Below are 21,511 nucleotides of genomic sequence, written 5' to 3'. Positions count from 1 at the left end.
GTACTCATGAGATCTAATGAGAAGTACGATGATCCGGCTATCTCTGTCGTTATAACCTGTTATAATTATGGCCAGTATGTTGAAGAAGCAGTGGCGTCTTGTTTGAATTCCACTTTTCAAGACTTTGAGATTATCATTGTTAACGATGGTTCTACGGACGCTTATACGCTAGAACTCTTGGAACGATGGAAAATACCGAAAACTAGAGTCATACATCAGCATAACCTAGGATTACCCGCAGCGCGAAATCGAGGAATTCGAGAGGCAAGAGGGAAGTATGTCTTTCCGCTGGATGCGGACGATAAGATCCATCCAACGCTATTAGAAAAAGGTTATTGGATAATGGAGACACGACCAAGTTTAGGATTTGTAACGACTTGGTTAAAGCATTTTGGAGACGAAGACTGGATTTGGAGACCACCTTCTTTTCATTTTTATCAACTTCTACAAGATAATATTGTGGTTGGGAACTCCCTGATTCGTAAATCAGCTTGGGAATCGGTTGGAGGTTATAATGAAAGTATGACTCAAGGTTATGAGGATTGGGATTTTTGGATCAAGTTATCAGCTGCGGATTGGCGTGGTTATCAAATACAGGAACCCCTTTTCTTGTACCGCAAGCACGGGAATACTATGCTGAAGCAATCTAATGTTCTCCGTATGGAGTTAACGAATCGGATCAAAGCTAATCACGCGAACCTTTACGAACCGGATAGGTTGGAGGAAATTAAAAAATTGAATTCTTCAACTTCTACCATTCCATGGAACAAGCCGTTTGTTTACGATGTGAAAAGAAGCTCATTGAAAAAGATTCATGTCTTGTTTATTATGCCTTGGCTTAAGGTGGGTGGAGCAGAGAAAGTTATACTTGATGTCATAAAATCGCTACCTAAAGACCTATTTGAAATATTGATTGTAACGAGTCTTGACGCTACCAATGAATGGGCTACACAGTTTGAAGAAGTTACTTCGGATATTTATTATTTAAACAACTATTTTACAAATAAAATGTCTATGGACAATATCGTTATTCACCTTCTTGAAACCCATGATATTGATATCGTTAATCTATGCAACAGCGAACTAGGGTATGATATCCTCCCTTCTTTAAAGAAAAAGTACCCTCAAATCATCTGTGTATCATTTTTACATGCATATGTACCTGATTTAGATTGGGATTACGTTCGTAAAGCCGTGGCTAAGGACGCGTATCTGGATCATCATATCGTCATTAAACAATCGATAAGGGATATTATGGTAAATAAGTTCTGCATTGACGAGGGTAAAATATCAGTAATTCCAAATAGTGTAAATACGACTTTGTTCTCACCAATCTCAAACGAAGTAGAAAAAAGTAAATTGAAGCAATCGCTTGGATTTTCTAAAGATTCGTTAGTCGTAAGTTTTTTTGGTCGTTTAGAAAGTGATAAAGATCCGCTTACATTTGTTCAAGTGGCTGAGAAGATATCGGAATTAGATAAGGATAACCGAATCCAATTTCTAATGGTGGGAACTGGACAGTTAAAGAAACATGTTATTCAGAAATTACAAGAAAGAATACCGAATCATAAGTACGTATACCTTGAGCATAGCGGTAACATTAACCAACTCTATAAAATTACAGATTTACTTATTTCTACTTCTCCTAGCGAAGGGCTTCCACTTGTAGGCCTGGAAGCGATGTCTACGAGTATTCCTGTATTAGCCTATTGTGTACCTGGATGGGAAGAACTTGTTCAAAATCATAAACATGGTAAACTCATACAGTGCTCTCAACATGGTGTCGAGGAAATGGCTATGTCTGCTATGGAACTACTACAGGATGATGGATTGAGAATGAAAATGGGCGAGCAGGGCAGAATTCATGTGAAAGAGTACTATGATTCTGCTTATTTATTAAACAAGTATCTCTTGTTGTATCAAAAATTGATCAAGGAATCAGGGTCAATATTCAACGCTGAGCAACTTGCGGAACTACCATGGCCCCCTCTTGTTAATGTTGTCATCACTTCTAATAATCCGGGGGCCTATTTATATCATGCGATCCGAAGTGTAATTAATCAATCATCGACTAGTTGGAGAATCATATTAGTCGATGATGCATCAACAGATGACAGCTTGAAGATTATTAGGAATTTACTGAATGATGCCCGTATTACACTTATTAAGAATGAAAGTAACCTCGGACAATCCAAATGTCTTAATATTGGGCTTTCGCTAACAGAAACTCCGTTTATACTTCAATTGGACGCAGACGACTGGCTTGAGTTGGATGCAATTGAAAGCCTCCTTTCGATTGCTACAGTGGAAGGCGTGTCTGAAGACATCGCTGTATTCGGTGGGAATTTACGAATCGTTGATGAAATACATGGAACGACGGGGGAGTTGAAAGGATCTTCGTATACTGACAAGCTGGACTTTCTATTTGCCAGACAGTCGCTTTGGCCTCGATTCTATCGAACATCAGCGCTACGGGAGATTGGAGGATGGCCGACAGACGACCAGTATGAAGGTCGCTATATGGAGGATAAAAGGATATTAATTAAATTAATGGAAAATTATGAAATATATTCAATCGATAAAATGATTTACAATCATAGAAGACATGATGCGAATCTTTCGAATAATGTTCAACAAATGTCAGAAATATATGAACAAACCATTGTGAATACGATTGAGGGCTGGTCCACTTCCTTAAAGCCAGTCTTTGGTAATGATCCTCATGGATACCGAGAATTGCTTTGTATAACCAAGGCGGAGAATCAGGAACGGATCAAAAGACTATTAATTGATAACCGATCCCCTCAAGGTGTAGAGGTGAATCCCAAAAATGAAGCTAGAACTAAAATAAGAAGGAAGAAGATATACAGATATAGCAACACGATGAACAAGATTAAGAAAAAGATAAAAATAAAGGAAAAGAAAAAGATAGAGATAAATAAAAAGATAAAAATAAAGAAAAGGAAAAAGATAGAGATAAAGAAAACAAAGAGAGAAAATCGATAATCTTATAAATCAAGGATTCATGGAAGTACTATAATTGTTTGAGTTACTCTTTTGCCCACATCCGAATCATTCCTGCAGCATATATTGTAGTACGCTAAGGAGGGGGACTCGGTGTCGATATTAGTTACTGGAGGAGCTGGGTACATTGGTAGTCATATCAGTGTTGAATTACTAAATTCTAATTATGATGTCATCATAATAGATAATCTATGTAACAGTAAGATTGAAACAATTCGAAGGATTAAGGAGATAACTGGAAAGGGACTTAAGTTTTATCATAAGGACTTATTGGATCAAAATAGTCTAGACTTACTATTTCAAATGAATAACATCGACGCCGTTATACATCTGGCTGGTTTGAAAGCCGTTGGAGAATCAGTGCAGTTTCCTCTCATGTATTATCGCAAAAACATCGTTAGCACGATGAATTTATGTGAAGCAATGCAAACGCACAATGTAAAGAGGTTAGTTTTTAGTTCATCGGCAACTGTATATGGAGCCGCAGCTCGTGTCCCCATTCAGGAGGACGAGATCATACAACCGACAAATCCTTACGGGCGTACGAAAGCAATCATCGAGCAAATGTTGTATGACCAGTATACATCGGATAAAAGTTGGAGTATTGCTATACTACGTTACTTTAATCCAATCGGTGCACATGCTAGCGGGCTAATAGGGGAAGATCCCAAGAGCATCCCTAATAATTTGTTACCATATATTAGTCAGGTCGCTAGTGGCAAACTAAAAAAATTAAATATATATGGTAGGGACTATCAGACACCTGATGGGACGGGGATTAGAGATTATTTACACGTAACAGACCTCGCCAAAGGCCATTTACGCGCACTAGAGAAGGTAATGTCCAGTACAGGCACAGATACCTATAATCTAGGAACGGGAAACGGATATAGTGTTTTAGACATGATTTTAGTCTTTGAAAAAATATCTGGTATTCCGATTCCTTTTCAATTTGTAGAAAATAGGCAAGGGGATGTAGCGATTAGCTTAGCAAGTCCAGAAAAGTCCAAGATAATATTGGGTTGGGCTGCTGAGAAAGGAATCGAAGAAATGTGTAGGGATGCTTGGCATTGGGAGCTAAATAATTCAAGTGAATAAGGCAGTAGTTTGATAAAGGAGACTTCCAGTGGTCATGGCAGTTTCCTTTTTACGTCCAACGATTTTCAGTACCGACAGTTAATTCGCTTGTTTTTAACTCCATAGTGTCAAACGCGCAAAAAAGGTAGCTATGTCATCAACAAAACGAGTAAGGGATGCTTTAAAGTCCTTACTCGTTTTGTTTTTGTTGTGATCACATCAGGGATTAACTTAATCACCATGCTAATCCTTATTTGTTTCCAACGAATTAATTGCTCACCAAAGATTACTCTGGTGTTCCTTTTGCAAGAGGATCAAATTTGTTACGTTCTTCAGCGTAAATAGCTTCTTTCTCAGCTTGCTTCCGGTGAGCAATACGGCTACTAGCTGCAGCTGCAACTGCACCTACAATATCATCAAGGAAGGTATGCACTTGTCCTGATGTTTTATCATTAAGTCTTTCTAACACGCCAGGTTTCAACTTGTCGACATATCCGTAATTCGTAAATCCGATACTTCCATACACATTGACGATAGAAAAGGCTAATATTTCATCCACGCCATAAAGCCCTTCGTCATTGACTAGCATCTCCTGTAATGGGGAGATTAACTTACCCTCTTCTGCTAATACATCTAATTGGATTCCTGTTAGGACAGCATTCTGGACTTCACGTTTGCTTAGGACCATCTCAACATTATGCACGCATTCCTCGATCGTTAGCGTAGGATAGTACTTTTTTTGTAGCAACATGACGAGTTCAGCAATTTCAAGAATATTGACACCTCGTTTATGAAGCCATTCAAAAGTTGTATCTGAAACTGCTTTGCTATTCAAATAATATGGATTGTGTACATCTGTCATAACCCAACACCTCATTCTTTGTAATGTGATGAAAATTTTCTTTTCCAGTTATTTTTTAGAAAAGGGCTCGTATATATACTAGTACAAACTATATCTAAAATCGTTAGGGAGGTACATAGATTATGTCAAAAAAAATGAAGATTCGCAGCATCTCTGCTGTTGGATTGTTAGCTGTTCCTATTATATTATCTGGATGCGGAGGTTTTACTAAACAATCGATGGACATTGATCCACCACCGGCTCAAATTGAAGCGGAAATGCTACAGGCTGTGAATGGTAGTATTACGCCGACACAACAAGGTACTGCGTTGACACCAACGTCCACTGTCTATTTAGCGGATCAATACGGACTTTTAGCTCCGGTGTCTTTAGGACTTCCACCATTAGAGAATAAAGATAATATGCTCCTCCGTCAATCTCTTGAAGTCATGGTCAAAGACGGACCTTATGCAGCATACTTGCCAGAAGGTTTTAATGCCGTATTACCTAAAGGTACTGAGGTGAAGACGGTCACGATTGAGAAAGAGAAAAAGCTTGCAGTTGTAGAATTTAACAAATCATTTACGCAATATGATGCACAGAATGAACGGAAAATGTTAGAAGCTGTAACGTGGACCCTCACGGGTAATTCTAATATCAATCAGGTTCAATTCTGGGTAGATGGGGAGAAAATTACCGAGATGCCTCTCCAGCATACTCCACTCGATCAACCACTTGGTAGAAGCATGGGAATAAATTTGGAAAAAGGGAACGGGGCAACGTTTACCCGCTCTAGCGCTGTAACGGTATATTTCTCTTCTGAATCACCTGCGGGCGTACAATACTATGTGCCTGTAACTAGGCTAGTGGAACCTGGACAGGATACACTAAAGGCAGCGCTTCATGAACTTATTCGTGGTCCACAACCAAGAGGAGGCTTAGAGCAGGTTATGACATCAGCTACTTCCTTAGAATCAGTGAAGATAGCGAAAGACGGTACAGTCACAGTATCTCTCAAAGAAGATATGTTTATTAAGGGGGAGAAGATTCCTTCTCAATTACTGCAGTCTGTCGTATTAACCGTTACAGAAAATGTAGGAGGCAATAAGGTTAAAATACAAATGAATGGTGATTCTAAAGTTGTAAGTGATGATAATAATAATTACAGTGAGCCTGTATCGAGACCACAGTATATTAACGAAATACCCATTTAAGAGCGATTCCTCCTTCAAAAGGTGCTTTTATTCCTACACTTTGATAAAATAAGGTTTGCAAAATAGGGACGCTAATGATGTAGGAGGCAGATAATAGTGAGATCAAACGGACGGAATAACGATCAACTTCGTACAATGAATATAACAACAAATGTGAATAAATACGCGGAAGGTTCTGTGTATATAGAAATGGGAGATACTAAAATACTCTGCACAGCAACTGTAGATGAGAAAGTACCTCCATTCTTAAAGGGGCAAGGAAAGGGCTGGGTAACAGCAGAATATTCCATGTTGCCTAGAGCAACTCATTCACGTAATCAACGTGAGGCCAATCGTGGTAAGCTAACGGGTCGTACTATGGAAATTCAACGCTTAATTGGGAGAGCCCTTCGTTCCGTAGTGAATTTACACGCTTTAGGTGAACGTACGATCACACTCGATTGCGATGTCATTCAAGCAGATGGGGGTACTCGTACGACCTCTATAACAGGATCCTTTGTAGCGCTCTGTATTGCGGTTAACAAGATTGCTCAGCAGCATAAACTGCCTGTATTCCCAATTACTGATTATTTGGCTTCGGTTAGTGTAGGCGTTGTAGGTGGCCGCACGTTGCTAGATCTGAATTATGAAGAAGACTCCAAGGCTAAAGTGGATATGAACCTGGTAATGACAGGAAGTGGACAATTCGTTGAGCTACAAGGAACGGGTGAAGAAAGTCCATTCTCACGTCAGGAATTAGATTCATTACTTCAGATTGGGGAACAAGGTATCCGCGACATTATCACATACCAACAAGAAGTACTCGGTCCGATTGCTCTTCTTATTGGTTCTGGTACAGTAGGAAAAGGAGTCTAACATGAAGCTAGATCAAGATATCGTCATTGTTGCGACTAAAAACAAAGGGAAAGTCAGAGAATTCGAACATGCTTTTGCACAGCTTGGTAAGCAAGTGAAAAGTATGTTTGACTATTCGGATTTACCAGATGTCATTGAGGACGGACTTACTTTCGCAGAGAATGCTCTTAAGAAAGCTAAGACCGTTGGTGATGCATTGGGACTGCCCGTGCTTGCTGATGATTCAGGTCTATGTGTAGAGGCTTTGGATGGACAACCGGGTGTATACTCCGCTCGTTATTCGGGTGAGCATGCAACTGATCAGTTGAACAACGAGAAGCTATTACAAGAGCTGGGACAATTGAAGTTGGGTGAAGATACAGAACAGTCCTTATTAAGCCCGGCAAGCTTCATTTGTTCCTTGGTACTGTACAACCCTTCTTCAGGTGATCATATCGAGACGAATGGTTCCGTGTCCGGCTGGATCACTTCAGATGTAGCGGGTGTTGGGGGATTTGGTTATGATCCACTCTTTTATCTTTCACAGTATGATAAAACAATGGCTGAGCTATCATTAGAAGAAAAGCAGTCCATTAGTCATCGTGGTGTAGCGTTACGTGAGTTAATAGCGCAATTGAAGAAATAAAGGGATAGTTTAAGCCGAAGTGTATGACAAAGTTATAACTAAATAATAAAAAGGCTGCCTTTGGGCAGCCTTTTTATTATTTAGCGAATGGATACGTGATATGTGCGGAGCCAATAATCAACTTGAGCCAAATAGGCGAATAACTGTGGACCTGACATCAATTGACCGAACCATGGCAGATTCGAAGAAGCATCTGGGGAAGTGGCTATTTCTCGAATTTTGGCAACATCTATGAGGGGGAGTAGTGGAGACGTAGGGTCATCTAGAATGGTGAGTAATTGTTGCTTCACAGTTTTAAGAAAATTAGGATTGTGTGTTTTGGGATAGGGACTCTTTTTACGATAGAGAACATCATCAGGGAGTACACCTTCTAAAGATTTACGAAGGATACCCTTCTCACGATCACCTGTCATTTTGATGTCCCATGGAATATTCCATACATATTGTACTAATCGATGGTCACAATAAGGAACACGTACTTCTAGTCCAACGCCCATACTCATTCGATCCTTACGATCCAGTAATGTAGGCATGAAGCGCGTAATATTAAGATAGGACATGACTCGCATCTTAGCCTGTTGGGCGGTCTCACCTGCAAGCTTAGGTACTTCATTAACAGCTTCTGAGTATTTGTCACCTAAGTAATCAAGCGGAGAAATCCAATTCCTAATTTCAGGAGATAAAAGACTCGCTCTCATATCAGGAGCAACTGCCCAAGGGAATGTTCCAGAATTCAACATTTCTTCACGGTGAAACCAAGGGTAACCACCAAATATTTCATCAGCTGCTTCACCAGAAAGAGCAACGGTAGCCTCTTTTTTGATTTCTTTGCAGAATAAATAGAGAGAGGAATCCACATCAACCATTCCTGGTAAATCACGTGCCCTTGTTGAGGCGTCAAGCGCACCTACTAACTCAGGAGTATCAATCTCAATATAGTGATGCTTGCTTTTAAGCTCATCGACCATTCGTTTTATCCAAGGCGCATCTGCCCCTGGTTGGAATGTATGTGATTTGAAATGTTTATTATTATCCACGTAATCAACAGAATAGGTGTGTAGTTGGCCTTGCCCTGAACGACGATAGTAGTCAACAGCTAATGCAGATAATGCACTGGAATCTAATCCACCTGATAAAAGTGTACATACAGGTACATCAGATATTAATTGACGTTCAAGTGTATCTTGAAGTATTTCCCTTAACTTAAGCGCAGTAGTAGCCTCATCATCTTCATGTATATAGCTTTCTAGCTTCCAATAGGCGTAGGTACGAAGCCCAGAACGGTTAAAGATCATGGCGTGCCCAGGACGAAGCTCATTTACATTCCGGTACACCCCGTGTCCGGGTGTGCGCGCGGGTCCAATAACAAAAATTTCTGCTAACCCTTCAGGACCAACAATAGGTTCCACTTTAGGATGCTGTAGAAGTGCTTTGGGTTCGGAACCAAAAATTAGCGTATCATCGATATGACTATAAAAAAGTGGTTTAACACCTACTCTATCGCGTGCAAAAAAGACTTGTTGTTGCACGCTATCCCATATTCCAAAGGAGAAAATACCATTGAAACGATCAACACAATCGGGTCCCCACTCCATATAAGACACCAACAATACCTCAGTATCGCAACGAGTACGGAACTGATACCCACGATTGCGTAGTTCTTTCGTAAGTTCTGCTGCATTATATAGTTCGCCGTTATAAACAATGGCGTATACGTCATCATCTTGATGTATGATCATAGGTTGAGCACCATTCTCAGGGTCAATGACGCTCAGTCGTCGATGTCCAAAAGCACAAGGATTTGAGATCCATGTTCCGGATGCGTCAGGTCCGCGCTTATCTAAGCTATCAGTCATCTGGACGAGTAATTGCGAATCCTGTGTTAAATCGCCGTTCCATTGTATAAATCCTGTTATTCCGCACATGACGGTTCATCCTCTCCTTGTCGGTTGTCCATATCTGTCCTTTCTTTTACCAAAGTCATATAGAATATGCCGAAGGAAGGCATAAAATGTCTGTCCTTTAAGGAAAACTATAGGCGAGTACAAAGTTCGAAGAGTCAAAAAAAGGGGGAAGTTGTCGTGAATAAACATAAGTATTTTGTATCCGTACATGGAAGATCCGTTCTATTGGACAGAGGTGCGACGACTTATGAATGGGAAATCGAAGCGACAGAAGAACAAGCACAGGAAATTAGGGATTTGATGGGCTTAGTAAAGGAGAACGAAGAAAATGCTTTTCTAGGATTTGTATTTCCGTGGCCAGATGAGCCGGAACGTGTTGTAAATGTGACATATCAGAATGCACTTGATGATGTATATCAGAGAATTTATGAGTATGGGTCGATCGATACTCGCAAGCAGATGAAGGAATCAGGTGTGAACGCATTTCGCCATTCATATGACGGATAGTAACAAAGCATCCAAATAATATTACTCATATCCGCCCCTCGGTGTAACCATACTAAATACATAGGAGGTGATAACGATGGCGGAAAAATTCAAAAAAAATAAAGGGAACAAATATGCACATAATAGTGAATTTGCCGAAGAGGTAGTAGCGAAGAATGCAGCTATGCATACAGAAGATAAAACAAATTGGCGTCGTGGGAATAAATAAGAAATACACGTAATAGATATAAGAATGAAATAATTTTTAAATTAGGTATTGATTTATTCTAGGGATGCGTTATAATAAATAACGCACCCTTTTTAAAAGATATGAATTTAAAAATCTTATCATGATTATGTCTTAGTAGCTCAGCTGGATAGAGCAACGCCCTTCTAAGGCGTCGGTCGGGGGTTCGAATCCCTCCTGGGACGTTACAAAAAAAGTTCTCCTTTATGGAGAGCTTTTTTTTATGTAACAGGGGGTAGGAACCCCCGTAGGGGGCGTCGGAGCATAAGCATCGTTAGCATACGCTTCGCAGTCTCGATCAAAGGGAGAGTATCCCTCCTGGGACATGCAATAAGACATTTTAGAAAATTCAAGAAATTTATAAACCGCTAGAAACGTTGTACTAACAACGTTTCTAGCGGTTTATTGTTTTTGGAGAAGTCGTTAGAAAACGATAAAAAGAGAAATCAGTATACTCAAATTTAACTCGATCACTTCCTCGAAAGTACGATTGCACTCTCACATCACGTATACGAAATTCTTTAATGATGTGTACATAATATTTCAATGTAGTGTCAATATCTTTAGCTTCTTTTTTATGATTGACTTTATTAGGGAGTCTTTTTGACGCACCTGATTTTTGACTCAATCGTTGTATTTGTGCAAAATGTAGTTGGATATGTGCATTGAGATCGTTATATGGAAAGAATACAATGAGAGTTAGGCGGAGTGATAATGATTATCATTGATAAATATATTTATTTCGTTACAACTAGTAACTAGAGGAGTGAGCATATAATATGGCGGTGCAAACAATAGGAAGTATACGGAAGATACGTTGGCTGGTCGTACTGCTGGCCATTATGGTAAGTTTGGCAGGCTGTGGCGATGCAAAGGAAACATCGACGAATGAAGAAAAAAATAAGCAAGAAAACAGTGATACAAGGAAGGTTAATGATGCTTTTGGCGAAGTAGAAGTTCCTGTCAAACCGAAGAGAGTAGCAGGCATTTACTTAGAAGATTATATGTTGGCGTTGGGTGTGGAACCGATTGTGCAATGGTATCATCCAAGCTGGGGTAAACAAGATTATTTAGGACTGACGGATGTTCCGTTATTCGATATCACGGGCAGTTTGGAGGCTATGATTGAAAATAACCCTGACTTAATTATATTGAACGGGGGAATGGATGATAGTTATCAATTGTATTCCAAAATCGCTCCTACTTATCGCCTGCCTGATGAAGTGATTGGGAATGCAGAAGAAACGCTAAAAACAGTTGCTGATTTACTCGGCATTCCAGAGAAGGCTACTAGCGTATTAGAAGACTATAAACAGAAGATTACCGATACCAAAGAGAAGTTAGAAGAGGCTATTGGCCGCCAGACCGTTGCGGTCGTGCGCCTCGATGTCGGGGACAAGCCGGAGCTGCGTCTGTTCGGTCTGAATAATGCATATACAGGTAGTATTTACAGAGACCTTGGTTTGGAGCCGTTCCCGTGGGTGAAGAACATCGAGGCCCACGATGTTATTTCACAAGAAAAAATACCGGAGCTTACTGCTGATCATATTATCATCTTCCCCTCTGATGGTACATGGGACTCCAAGTCCAATGAGAAGGCGGTTGCCCTGCTTGATGACCCATTATGGAAAAACATCCCCGCTGTCAAGAACGGCCATGTTTATCAACTGGAACGATCGCATTGGCAATCAGGGGCGATTACAGCGAATACGATGAAAATGGATGATTTGCTGAAATTTTTAGTGAAGTAAATAGCTTTAGAAATGTTACAAATAAGAAAGCTCTTTAGGTTTTATTGAAGAGCTTTATTTTTTGCGTTACACTAGTAATATTGATTCTCATTATCAAAGGAGGGGCATGATGAGTATTGAGGTAGCATCTTCCTGCTGCCCGTCCATCATTTATATGATGACAGGCATCCGGTATCTCCAATTGGACGTATTGACTAGCGAGGAATTTATTGGGGCTGAGGAGTACATGCTGTTTGCTGTTACGGATGGCATAGCAGAAATAGATACTGGGCATGGTACTCAGGAAATAGTCAGAGCAAGTCTGGCTATTGTGGAACCAGATCAAGCCATTCATATCCATACATATAAAAACAGTATCTCTTTCTACGTTATTACGTTTAAAGCGATTCGGATTCCAGATTTGAACACCTCGGAGCATAAACAACAGCAAGCTATTTTTCCGTATAAGGGTATCTGGAACCGCGTACCGTTCGCACGATGCATTGATTTGCTGGAGGAGATTTACTTGCATAGTCACGATAAAGAAGAATTCATGCGGTTTTTCAATCATGTGCGGTTTGAGGAATTCCTTCGCTATGTGCTACAGCAAAATAGTAGTTTGGCCCCCGTACGGGATTTGAAGAGTGCTGTGAAAAGCTCAATCGATTATTTAAGTGATAACTACGCTGAGCAAGTGACAGTGGCGCAGTTGGCTGCGGATGTGGATGTGTTCCCATGGCAATACTCGCAAATGTTCAAGGAGCTTACAGGTCAAATTCCACTTAGTTTTGTAAATAAACTACGGATCGACCATGCGAAGCAGCTACTCTTAAAAACAGAGGATCGAATTCATGAGATTGCCCAATATGTAGGCTTTAACAATGAATTTTATTTTAACCGCCGTTTTAAGAAGTCGGTCGGAGTGGCTCCAGGTCAGTATCGTAAACAACAGCGAAGTACGGTGCGTGTTGTGTCTCTATATATGGAAGATTTATTGATCACATTAGGTGTTATTCCTGTTGTGCAATGGTCTCATCCCGGATGGGGGCGGCAAGAATATCTTGGACTGAAGCATGTTCCGACATTTAATGTTTTGCAAGATAGCTATGAATCACTTTCAGAGTACGAGCCGGATCTAATTATTGCACGTAGAAGTGATTACGAGCTTCGTACGAATCAATATGAGCAATGCAAGAAATTCTTGGATACCGATGTCATTATACATGATGATATGGACTGGCATTCAACATTACGAACGCTAGCGGAACGGTTGGAACGGGTTGATCAGGCGGAGTATGCCATCCAGCAATATGAGGATAAAGTATCCAGGGCAAGAAAATTATTGTCCGGCTCAATGAGGAATCGGACGTATGTCTTTTTGCGTATTGCAGCCGATTGCATCAGCGTCGATCAGAAATATACGAAGCCATTTCTATGGAAGGATTTAGGTATAACTCCCCATCCGATGGTACAGGCGTTAACCCATGAAGCAGGTAGACAAGGCGTAACGTGGGAATGGTTGAACGGGTTAGATGCGGATTATATTTTCTTTGCGTTCGATAAATGGCATGAACACGTAGCAGGATCAGAAAGGCAGCAGATTGATCATCCCATGTGGCAAACAATTCCCGCCGTTCGAAATCGCCGTGCGTTCGAAGTTGACTTTATGACATGGATGAACCAAGGTCAACTCCTTGCCAATAGCAAAAAAATTGATGATGTTCTGAGAATGGTAGCACATTAAAGGTTCAAAATTGACTGCAAGAGGTTCGGATTTTGTTAAACCTTAATGCCATATTGAAATGGATACCACATAGGGTACTCAATTATAGACGCAAAGAAGCCACAGTTGTCGTAGCTGCGACAACTGTGGCTTCTTTGTGTTTGAAAATAGTTGTGAAGGCAAGCTCTAAAAGAGATTGAAGGAAAGTTTCATCAAAATGAAGTAATAAACGCCCTATTACTTGCTCGCTAATCGAGAATGCGAGGGCCTTCAATTGTTAGCTTATGACAAAGCAACCAAGGCATAGCGAATACACTTATTATTTCAGAAAAAAGGTGAAAAGCCATGTGTCCAATATTTCAAGTGAAATGAATATGCAAGATCGGACAAATGCTGTTGTGTTTGCACTTAAAAATGACTGGGTGTAAACGATAAACTAAATTGGCTCTTAAGCTCTTTTGGTGAGTGCATCTTTTCAACGTTTTCCGGGTAAAGGAATACTAAAACGGAAAGGTTGACAATGATCAATATCATCATAATTTATCTCCCTTGTTTCACAGGTATTCTATTTAATAAGGGGAATGGCTAGGACTTCTATGCTAGCTTCTTCAACGCGGCTTCTGCCAGCAAAGCGAAATAACGTGAAGTGGGTAATAATGCTTCTTCATCTACATCAAACTGAGGATGATGTAGCCCATAAGCCCCATTGGTTCCGATATTGACGAAGGCTCCAGGGATTTGCTGGAGGTAGAAGGAGAAATCCTCACCACCCATTCGTGGAGATAAATCAAGCACCTTATAGTCTGCAAGGGCTGCAATTTCTTTGGTAAAGTCCGCCCAATTCCCATCGTTAACTGTGGCTGGAGGACCTGGATACCAATGTAATTCGGCTTCTGCTCCAGCGGCAGCTGCGATTCCATTAATAATCTGCTTTATTTTCTCTGGGATGAGATGTCGAATTTCTTCATTATAGGTTCTCACTGTTCCTTCTAACTCAACAGCTTCAGGTAATACGTTCCAGGTATTTCCACCGCAGATTCTTGTCACGCTGACAATCACAGGTTCAGTAGCACTTGTGATTCGGCTGGCAATGGTCTGTAACGAAAGGATAATTTGTGCAGCTGTCACGATGCTGTCTACACCGTTCTCAGGGTAGGCAGCATGGGCTCCTATACCTCGAATCGTTATTTCAAACCGATCAACGCCAGCTGTTAAAGCACCTGTCCGAGTTCCAAATGTTCCAACGGGTAAGTCAGGGTTATTATGCAGACCAAAGATGGCGGATACGTCATTAAGACCACCTGAGGCTAATACGGATGTTGCACCATGTCCTGTTTCTTCAGCGGGTTGAAACAAGACACGAACGGTGCCGGTCAACTCCGCTTCGCGAGCTTTCAATAAATAAGCTGCACCGAGGATTGCTGCCGTGTGGAAGTCATGACCACAAGCATGCATTTTTCCATCAATCTCTGAAGCAAATGGCAAATTGGTCTGTTCTTTAATGGGTAAGGCATCGATATCACAACGGATAGCCACTATTGGACCTTCACCCGAACCAATTTCAGCGATTAATCCGGTAGCTAGTGGAACATCGAGAATGCGAATGTTCGCTTCAGTCAGCCATTCACGGATCTTTGCGGTCGTTTTATATTCTTCATTTGATAATTCAGGTTCCTGGTGAAGATTACGTCGAACTTCGATTAGGTGTTGAGATAAGGCTTGTTCTGAAGCTACATTTTTTAAATTAGGCACATTAGTCATGGGATAGTCCTCATTTCTTTAGGTTATATAACCGTAATAATCACTTATCTATATTATAATTCAAAGTTATCCGATAAGAATTTTTAGTTTGTATGGTACTCCTTTTATAGATCACTTGTCAATACAATTGAAGAATTTAGTGGGGAACATCAAAGGTTCTAGTATTAGTCATTTGTATGTTCCTTCTATATAGAAGGTATTAATTTATATGAATAGTAATTGGAATATAAAAAAATATTCATTTTACATTACCATAACATTCCAGTGGTTCAGATTTAACACTTATATACGACAATGAACCTATAGCTTTTATGACAAGAAAAGGGTGAATCTAATTGAAAAACGGTAAATTAATGACGATTATGGTCGCAACTACACTAGTTACATCCGCTTTAGCAGCTGGAACGGCAGGAGCAGCAAGTGCCAAGCCTACAAGTCAGACCGTGAAGAAAGCAGTAGCCAAAAAAGCAGAAGCATACAAAGTAGTCGATTCATCTTTCAACGTGAATGGTACGAACGTTACTTTGAAATCTATTCTGGTTAATCAAAATCCGCTGTATGCGGTAAGTGATCTTGCGAAGGTGTTGAATGCTACAGCAACACTCTCCAAAGGAACGATTACAATAACGGATGCCAAATCTCTTCATTCGGTTAGCATTCAACCACAGTCACTGAAATATTTAGTGGATAGCGCGAATCTTACATTTAAGACTGCACCGATCACTCAAGATGGAAGGACATATGTTGAACTTAGTGCAGTGGTAGGAGCGCTAGGTGGCGAAGTGATTACAGGGCAGACTGATAAAGTGAATCATATCCTAAGTGCAAAAAGACTTAGTGGAGCATTTGATACGCTTCATTGGGACGCAACTGGAAATATCGTAGTAACGAAAGAAGATGGAGAGACAGCTCAACTTTACAAGCTTAACAAATCAACCTATGGATCTGAGTTGTTGTCTACTTCTGCTAGTGAAGGTTCAATGACAGTTTCACCTAATGGGCAGTTGGGAGCATTCATTGACGATAACAATCTGCTATCCCTTTTGATGATTAGTAGCGGGCAAGTTCAAGTCCTCGGTTCTGATACATCAGTCAAAACAGATTTGAGATGGTCTGCTGATAACAAAAAGGTATATTTCATTCAAGGTGACAAACAAGAGAAAATTTCCTACATAAGTCTAGACACAGGCAAAATCACGCAAGTATTAGCGGATAAAGTAGAGAATAAGTCTGATGTTCGTGTATCTTCTGATGATACGAAGATCGTCTATATCGTAAATATTACGGGTGTTGCTAAAACTGATAAAGACAGCACAGAGGAATCGTTAACGATCGATTACTCTGATGCAGGTGCACAACTCTTTTCTCTTGATATCGCTACAAAAGATGCTAAACCCGTTCAATTAACGAAGAGCAATGATAATAAGTTATATCCTGCACTATTAAGCGGTGGCAATGTCGTTTATATGAGCGCTGATGCAGATAATGTAAGTGCGACTAACGTAATAAAATTAGTTACAGCTGATGGGAAGTCTCAGGATTTAGTTAGTAATATTGATGTTACGTTTGAAGATGTCTCTTATGACGGAGTTATCATTGTAGTTGGAATTGCTAAAGACGGAAGTACAAAAGTGATTAAGGTTGATGCAAGCGGAACGCAAGCAGAACTATTCAGCACTACGAACGATATTTCGGAAGTCGCTCTTTCGCCAGATGGTACACAATTGGCAGTTATCTCCGATGGTAAAGTAATCGTAATTACGAACGGTCAACAAATTCAGCTTACACAATAAAATGAGGTTTAAATGAGAGGGGTTTTTTAAGTGAAATTATTCAAAAAAATATCATTAGTAGCAGTTACATCCGTTATGTTGGTGTCATCAGCTCTAGCCGGTGCAGCTTCAGCAGCTCCAAGTCAACTGAGTGGAAAAATTACAGTAAATGGTTCAACGGCACTATTGCCATTGACACTTCAAGCTGCGAAAGAATTCCAAAAATTGAATCCTAAAGTGAAAGTTGCTGCTTCCGGTAAGGGATCTGTTACTGGTCCACAAGCAGTGAAGAAAGGCATTGCTGACATTGGTGCTTGTGACTGGGATGCAAGTATGGATGTTCCTGGATTTAAAGCCTTTTCTGGTCAAGTAGCTAATAAAGTAGCGGTGATTCCTTTTGCTACAGTCGTTAACAATAATGTACAAGTTACTGATCTTTCCACGGAGCAATTGAAAGGTATTTACTCAGGTAAAATCACGAACTGGAAAGAGGTTGGTGGAGATAGTGCAGATATCGTTGTCATCACCCGCGCTTTCGGATCAGGTACTCGTGTAAATTATCAATCTAAAGCACTTAATGGTGGAGACATCACAAAGAAAGAAAAGAACTATAAAGAAGTAGGATCAAGTGGTGACATGAAAACAGCTGTTGCTACTACACCGAACTCTATCGGATATATTGACCTTGTGTATGTGACAAGTGATTTGAAGGCTGTGAAATTTAATGGCGTAGCAGCATCAACAGATAATGTTATTAATGGTAGTTACAAAATATGGGCATATGGCTACTATATGACTAAGGGTCAACCAACAGGCGCAACGAAAGCTTTCATTGAATATGTTCAAAGCTCCAAATTCCAACAAAGTTCATTGAAGAAATTGAAATTCATTCCGATTTCTGCAATGAAATAAGGATTGTAAAGTGAAAGGAAAGATCATTATGCAGCCAGCTCTAGGAACATTGGAGCTGGCTGCTTTCTGGGAGGAATATGATGGGTACGCCTGCACAACCATTCGCGACTAAAGATGAATTGCTACCTAAACCTATAGGCTCAAACCGGTTTAACAGATATGCGAGGGTGCACTTTACCAATAAGATGTTCAAATTTTATGCGCTCTTCAGCATATTTGCTCTATGTTTTGTGCTGGGACTTGTTATTTTCTTCATTGGAAAGACAGCACTGCTGACATTTCAACATGTCTCTGTTGCAGAATTCTTCTTCTCTTTCGATTGGACACCTGAGGAAGGGCGCTTCGGAGCGGCTCTGTTTATCATTAATACACTATCATTGACAGGTCTTACTCTCTTGATTGCAGTGCCTATATCCGTAGGTATGGCTATTTTGATCGCTGAGATTGCACCGACTTGGTTTAAGAATATAGTGCGCCCTGTACTTGATCTATTGGTAGGTATTCCATCTATTGTATACGGTTATTTGGGATTGACGGTGCTCATACCCTTTCTTCGTGAAATAAGTGGTGAGAACCTTGGGGATGGTCTGCTTGCAGCAGCGCTGGTTCTAACTCTAATGATCCTACCTACGATATGTAGAATTAGCGATGACGCAATCTCTTCGGTACCCAAGAAATACCGTGATGCTGCATACGCTATGGGATCTACACGTATCCAAGTTATTATGAAGGTGATATTACCAGCAGCGGGCAGAGGGGTAGTTGCGGCAATTATTATGGGGATGACGCGTGCTATCGGTGAGACAATGGCTGTTGTGATGGTTATTGGAAATACAGCGCAGTTAGCTAAGTCATTCTTCTCCCCTACTTCAGTATTGACGAGTAATATTGTTATGCAAATTTCGAATGTCGATTTTGATTCTCCTTGGAACTATGCATTGCATATGATGGCATTCTTGTTACTACTCATATCATTTGCTCTTATCTTATTCATACGCTTTCTAGGTAGAAAGGGAGGGGATGTCACATGAGTGGTTTTACGAGAACTCCGAAAATAACTCGTTCAATTAGGCTGAACAAAATAGCAACGGGTGGTTTTTATACGCTAGGAGTCTTAGTTCTAATGCTTATATTTTGGCTTCTCTATACGATTCTAAGCAAGGGATTGCCTAGCTTGTCATGGGGCTTCCTGACGAAACTTCCTGAAGAAATGGATGTTGGCGGTGGAATTGGCCCTGTGTTATTTAATTCATTCTATATTCTAGGGATTTCATTAGCCCTATCCATCCCTATAGGGATCGGAGCTGGGATCTACATGGCTGAATATGCTCCCAAGAATAAGTTTACCGAAGTATTGCGGATATGTGTCGAAAGCTTGGCTTCTGTTCCTTCTATTGTATTTGGGATGTTAGGTTTAGCTATCTTTGCCTCTTATTTTCAAGTGGGACTTACCATATTAGGTGGGGCTGTCAGTCTGGCCTTTCTAAATCTACCAATGCTTGCTCGTGTCACAGAAGAATCTATTCGAGCTGTACCGGTTGATGTTCGTAACGCTTCATATGCACTAGGGATGACAAAATTCCAGTGTATTCGCACTGTCGTGCTACCTATCGCTATGCGGGGGATTGTTACGGGTATTTGTTTGGTAGCGGGCAGGGCATTTGGAGAATCAGCCGTCATCCTCTTAACTGCGGGTCTAAGTACCTCAGGGGAGATGTGGGACTTTAATCTCTTCTCGCCTGGAGAGACGCTTGCCGTACATCTATGGTATGTACAATCTGAGGCCATCGTGGAGGATGCCAAGCAGATCGCAGATCGATCAGCAGCTGTGTTAGTCATCGTTGTGCTGCTTATTAATCTTCTATTCCGAATTCCATTATGGATAAGCAACCGTAAATTGAAGATGTAGTAAGCTTATTTCATCTCGCAAATAGGCTGATCCTTCAGGTCGGATATGACCTGAGGGATCGGCCTATTTGATTATGATCTCTACATAAAGATTATATGAAACATTCTTTAACATTTGATTAAATGTAAATATTTGATAAGATACGATAAAGGCCTCCTTACACGAGGTCTATATTTTTATGGAGGGATTAATATGGGTAAGTATTATCGTGGTTTAGAAAGGGAGAAGTTTCTTACAGGGGGTGAAATCTACTATGAACCATAGTGCCCTCCTTCAAGGTTCCAATACCCAATTAGTGAATCAGCTTGTATTCTTTGATGAAGAGAAGCAATCCTTCTTGAAGAAATATATACCTGATGATGCTAAAGAGCGAAATAAGGTTGATCAAGTTCTTAATATGTATACGGCCTCACTTGAGAATATTATTGCTGAGAGCAGCCGAGAGTCTTTGAATTCTAAGGTTCTCATTGGGAGTCAAGTTACTCTCCGTTATCTGGATGATGGTTATGAGGAGCAGTATAGTATCGTGTTTCCTCATATGACAGATCCAAGCAAGAACTGGATTTCATTCTTATCCCCGATTGGATTGCAACTCTTAATGACTACAATGGGTGAAGTGTGTGAATTTATCGTTCCTTCTGGTTCTATTGAAGTAACAATTACAGAGATTAAATACATGAATTCTGGTGAGATAAACAAGTACTAATGCTTGTAACATAAAGGAGAATGTACAATGATACAGGTTAAAGAGTTTGTAGATTCAGATAATTCTTATGCAGAGAATAAGGCCAATCAGTTCTTAGCTGGTTTAAAAGATGAGCAAGTCATTAATATCTGTTATGAATCTGTAGTTAAGACCAATAGTTCAAAAACAGAACGGCAAAGAAGCACTATACTGGTCGTTTACAGAATAGACGATAAAGTGGAATAGCAAGGAAAGGAGTTTTTAGCGTGAGGAAGTACCAACCTTCCCCCAAGGAAGGAATGGATGATGTTGAGAACCAACAGGATAAGAAGTATAGAATGTTTTTTTTATGCCTATCGTCTATTTCGAGCGTGTGTATAGTGATATCTATCATTTGTTGGTTGATCTACGCTATCATTCGATGAGATATTAAAAACATTATGCTAACCATAAAAAGAGGGACTACTTTTCTGTAAATAGAAAAGTAGTCCCTTAATTTGCTCATTGGAAGGTAGATCCTACTAGAGAATACAAGAAGGACTCTCCCTATGGTCGAGACTGCGAAGGTAATGCTAACGATGAATAAGTTCCGACGTGCCCTATTGGGTGTTCTCACCCTCTGAAACAAAAAAAAGGCTCCCCCGAAGGAGAGCCTTTATTCTATATGTCCCAGGAGGGATTCGAACCCCCGACCGACGCCTTAGAAGGGCGTTGCTCTATCCAGCTGAGCTACTGAGACGCGAAAA

The 21,511-nt window shown here is 40.4% G+C and carries 18 protein-coding genes and 2 tRNA genes; 16 read left to right on the top strand and 4 right to left on the bottom strand.

The genetic code is table 11. The features are described from left to right. Nucleotides 1-6 precede the first annotated feature (6 nt). Nucleotides 7-3,006 carry a glycosyltransferase gene (locus PGLA_RS00325; RefSeq protein WP_068527164.1) on the top strand — a complete coding sequence of 1,000 codons (3,000 nt, stop codon included), beginning with the start codon at nucleotides 7-9 and terminating at the stop codon, nucleotides 3,004-3,006. A 111-nt stretch (nucleotides 3,007-3,117) separates the two neighbouring features. After that, nucleotides 3,118-4,122, top strand: coding sequence for a UDP-glucose 4-epimerase GalE (galE, locus tag PGLA_RS00320; RefSeq protein ID WP_068527162.1), 1,005 nt, complete (start codon nucleotides 3,118-3,120; stop codon nucleotides 4,120-4,122). A gap of 265 nt (nucleotides 4,123-4,387) precedes the next feature. Here galE and PGLA_RS00315 read toward each other — a convergent pair whose 3' ends face one another. Then, nucleotides 4,388-4,963, bottom strand: coding sequence for a phosphatidylglycerophosphatase A family protein (locus tag PGLA_RS00315; protein WP_068527161.1), 576 nt, complete (start codon nucleotides 4,961-4,963; stop codon nucleotides 4,388-4,390). Nucleotides 4,964-5,085: 122 nt separating this feature from the next. Here PGLA_RS00315 and PGLA_RS00310 point away from each other — a divergent pair, with 122 nt between their 5' ends. The 3 genes from PGLA_RS00310 to PGLA_RS00300 all read left to right on the top strand — a co-directional run bounded on the left by PGLA_RS00310 (nucleotide 5,086) and on the right by PGLA_RS00300 (nucleotide 7,636). Next, nucleotides 5,086-6,156, top strand: a complete 1,071-nt coding sequence (locus tag PGLA_RS00310) for a GerMN domain-containing protein (RefSeq protein WP_068527159.1) — start codon at nucleotides 5,086-5,088, stop codon at nucleotides 6,154-6,156. A gap of 93 nt (nucleotides 6,157-6,249) precedes the next feature. Next, entirely contained in the window at nucleotides 6,250-7,011 is a 762-nt protein-coding gene (rph, locus tag PGLA_RS00305) for a ribonuclease PH (protein WP_068527157.1), read from the top strand. Between the two features lies 1 nt (nucleotide 7,012). Then, a complete protein-coding gene (locus PGLA_RS00300) occupies nucleotides 7,013-7,636 on the top strand; it encodes an XTP/dITP diphosphatase (protein ID WP_068527154.1) in 624 nt (207 codons plus the stop codon). An 80-nt stretch (nucleotides 7,637-7,716) separates the two neighbouring features. Here the strand turns inward: PGLA_RS00300 and asnB are convergent, their stop codons facing one another. After that, nucleotides 7,717-9,561 (bottom strand): asparagine synthase (glutamine-hydrolyzing), encoded by a 1,845-nt coding sequence (asnB, locus tag PGLA_RS00295; RefSeq protein ID WP_068527152.1) that lies wholly within the window; start codon nucleotides 9,559-9,561, stop codon nucleotides 7,717-7,719. 156 nt (nucleotides 9,562-9,717) lie between these two features. Here asnB and PGLA_RS00290 point away from each other — a divergent pair, with 156 nt between their 5' ends. From PGLA_RS00290 to PGLA_RS00275, 5 genes are all read left to right on the top strand, one after another. Further along, nucleotides 9,718-10,047: a hypothetical protein gene (locus PGLA_RS00290; protein WP_068527150.1), complete on the top strand. Its 330-nt coding sequence runs from the start codon at nucleotides 9,718-9,720 to the stop codon at nucleotides 10,045-10,047. 76 nt (nucleotides 10,048-10,123) lie between these two features. Continuing rightward, nucleotides 10,124-10,255: a hypothetical protein gene (locus PGLA_RS29320; RefSeq protein WP_281197246.1), complete on the top strand. Its 132-nt coding sequence runs from the start codon at nucleotides 10,124-10,126 to the stop codon at nucleotides 10,253-10,255. A 129-nt stretch (nucleotides 10,256-10,384) separates the two neighbouring features. Further along, nucleotides 10,385-10,458: transfer RNA gene (locus tag PGLA_RS00285), tRNA-Arg, on the top strand. 594 nt (nucleotides 10,459-11,052) lie between these two features. Beyond that, nucleotides 11,053-12,024 (top strand): ABC transporter substrate-binding protein, encoded by a 972-nt coding sequence (locus PGLA_RS00280; RefSeq protein WP_068527148.1) that lies wholly within the window; start codon nucleotides 11,053-11,055, stop codon nucleotides 12,022-12,024. 106 nt (nucleotides 12,025-12,130) lie between these two features. After that, nucleotides 12,131-13,747, top strand: coding sequence for an AraC family transcriptional regulator (locus tag PGLA_RS00275; RefSeq protein ID WP_084410621.1), 1,617 nt, complete (start codon nucleotides 12,131-12,133; stop codon nucleotides 13,745-13,747). 573 nt (nucleotides 13,748-14,320) lie between these two features. Here PGLA_RS00275 and PGLA_RS00270 read toward each other — a convergent pair. After that, entirely contained in the window at nucleotides 14,321-15,487 is a 1,167-nt protein-coding gene (locus PGLA_RS00270; RefSeq protein WP_068527144.1) for an amidohydrolase, read from the bottom strand. A 335-nt stretch (nucleotides 15,488-15,822) separates the two neighbouring features. On the opposite strand from PGLA_RS00270, the gene PGLA_RS00265 reads away from it, so the two are divergent. The 6 genes from PGLA_RS00265 to PGLA_RS00240 all read left to right on the top strand — a co-directional run bounded on the left by PGLA_RS00265 (nucleotide 15,823) and on the right by PGLA_RS00240 (nucleotide 21,011). Next, nucleotides 15,823-17,280 (top strand): LpqB family beta-propeller domain-containing protein, encoded by a 1,458-nt coding sequence (locus PGLA_RS00265; RefSeq protein ID WP_068527142.1) that lies wholly within the window; start codon nucleotides 15,823-15,825, stop codon nucleotides 17,278-17,280. A 30-nt stretch (nucleotides 17,281-17,310) separates the two neighbouring features. After that, the gene (locus PGLA_RS00260; protein ID WP_068527140.1) at nucleotides 17,311-18,171 is read left to right on the top strand and encodes a phosphate ABC transporter substrate-binding protein; all 861 of its coding nucleotides are present in this window, start codon (nucleotides 17,311-17,313) and stop codon (nucleotides 18,169-18,171) included. Nucleotides 18,172-18,251: 80 nt separating this feature from the next. Next, entirely contained in the window at nucleotides 18,252-19,202 is a 951-nt protein-coding gene (gene pstC, locus PGLA_RS00255; RefSeq protein WP_068527138.1) for a phosphate ABC transporter permease subunit PstC, read from the top strand. Continuing rightward, complete coding sequence (gene pstA, locus PGLA_RS00250; protein ID WP_068527136.1) at nucleotides 19,199-20,080, top strand: phosphate ABC transporter permease PstA; 882 nt, start codon at nucleotides 19,199-19,201, stop codon at nucleotides 20,078-20,080. Before pstC ends, pstA begins: the two co-directional genes overlap by 4 nt. Before the next feature lie 253 nt (nucleotides 20,081-20,333). After that, nucleotides 20,334-20,786 carry a GreA/GreB family elongation factor gene (locus PGLA_RS00245; RefSeq protein ID WP_068527134.1) on the top strand — a complete coding sequence of 151 codons (453 nt, stop codon included), beginning with the start codon at nucleotides 20,334-20,336 and terminating at the stop codon, nucleotides 20,784-20,786. Between the two features lie 27 nt (nucleotides 20,787-20,813). Further along, complete coding sequence (locus tag PGLA_RS00240; RefSeq protein ID WP_068527132.1) at nucleotides 20,814-21,011, top strand: sporulation protein Cse60; 198 nt, start codon at nucleotides 20,814-20,816, stop codon at nucleotides 21,009-21,011. Nucleotides 21,012-21,430: 419 nt separating this feature from the next. On the opposite strand, the gene PGLA_RS00235 is transcribed toward PGLA_RS00240, so the two are convergent. Further along, nucleotides 21,431-21,504: transfer RNA gene (locus PGLA_RS00235), tRNA-Arg, on the bottom strand. Between the last annotated feature and the right edge of the window lie 7 nt (nucleotides 21,505-21,511).

It is taken from the genome of Paenibacillus glacialis (genome assembly GCF_001637205.1).
Taxonomy (GTDB): domain Bacteria; phylum Bacillota; class Bacilli; order Paenibacillales; family Paenibacillaceae; genus Paenibacillus_AQ; species Paenibacillus_AQ glacialis.
The sequence above is the reverse complement of the archived record's forward strand: the minus strand, read 5'-3'. Positions and strand labels throughout refer to the sequence as shown.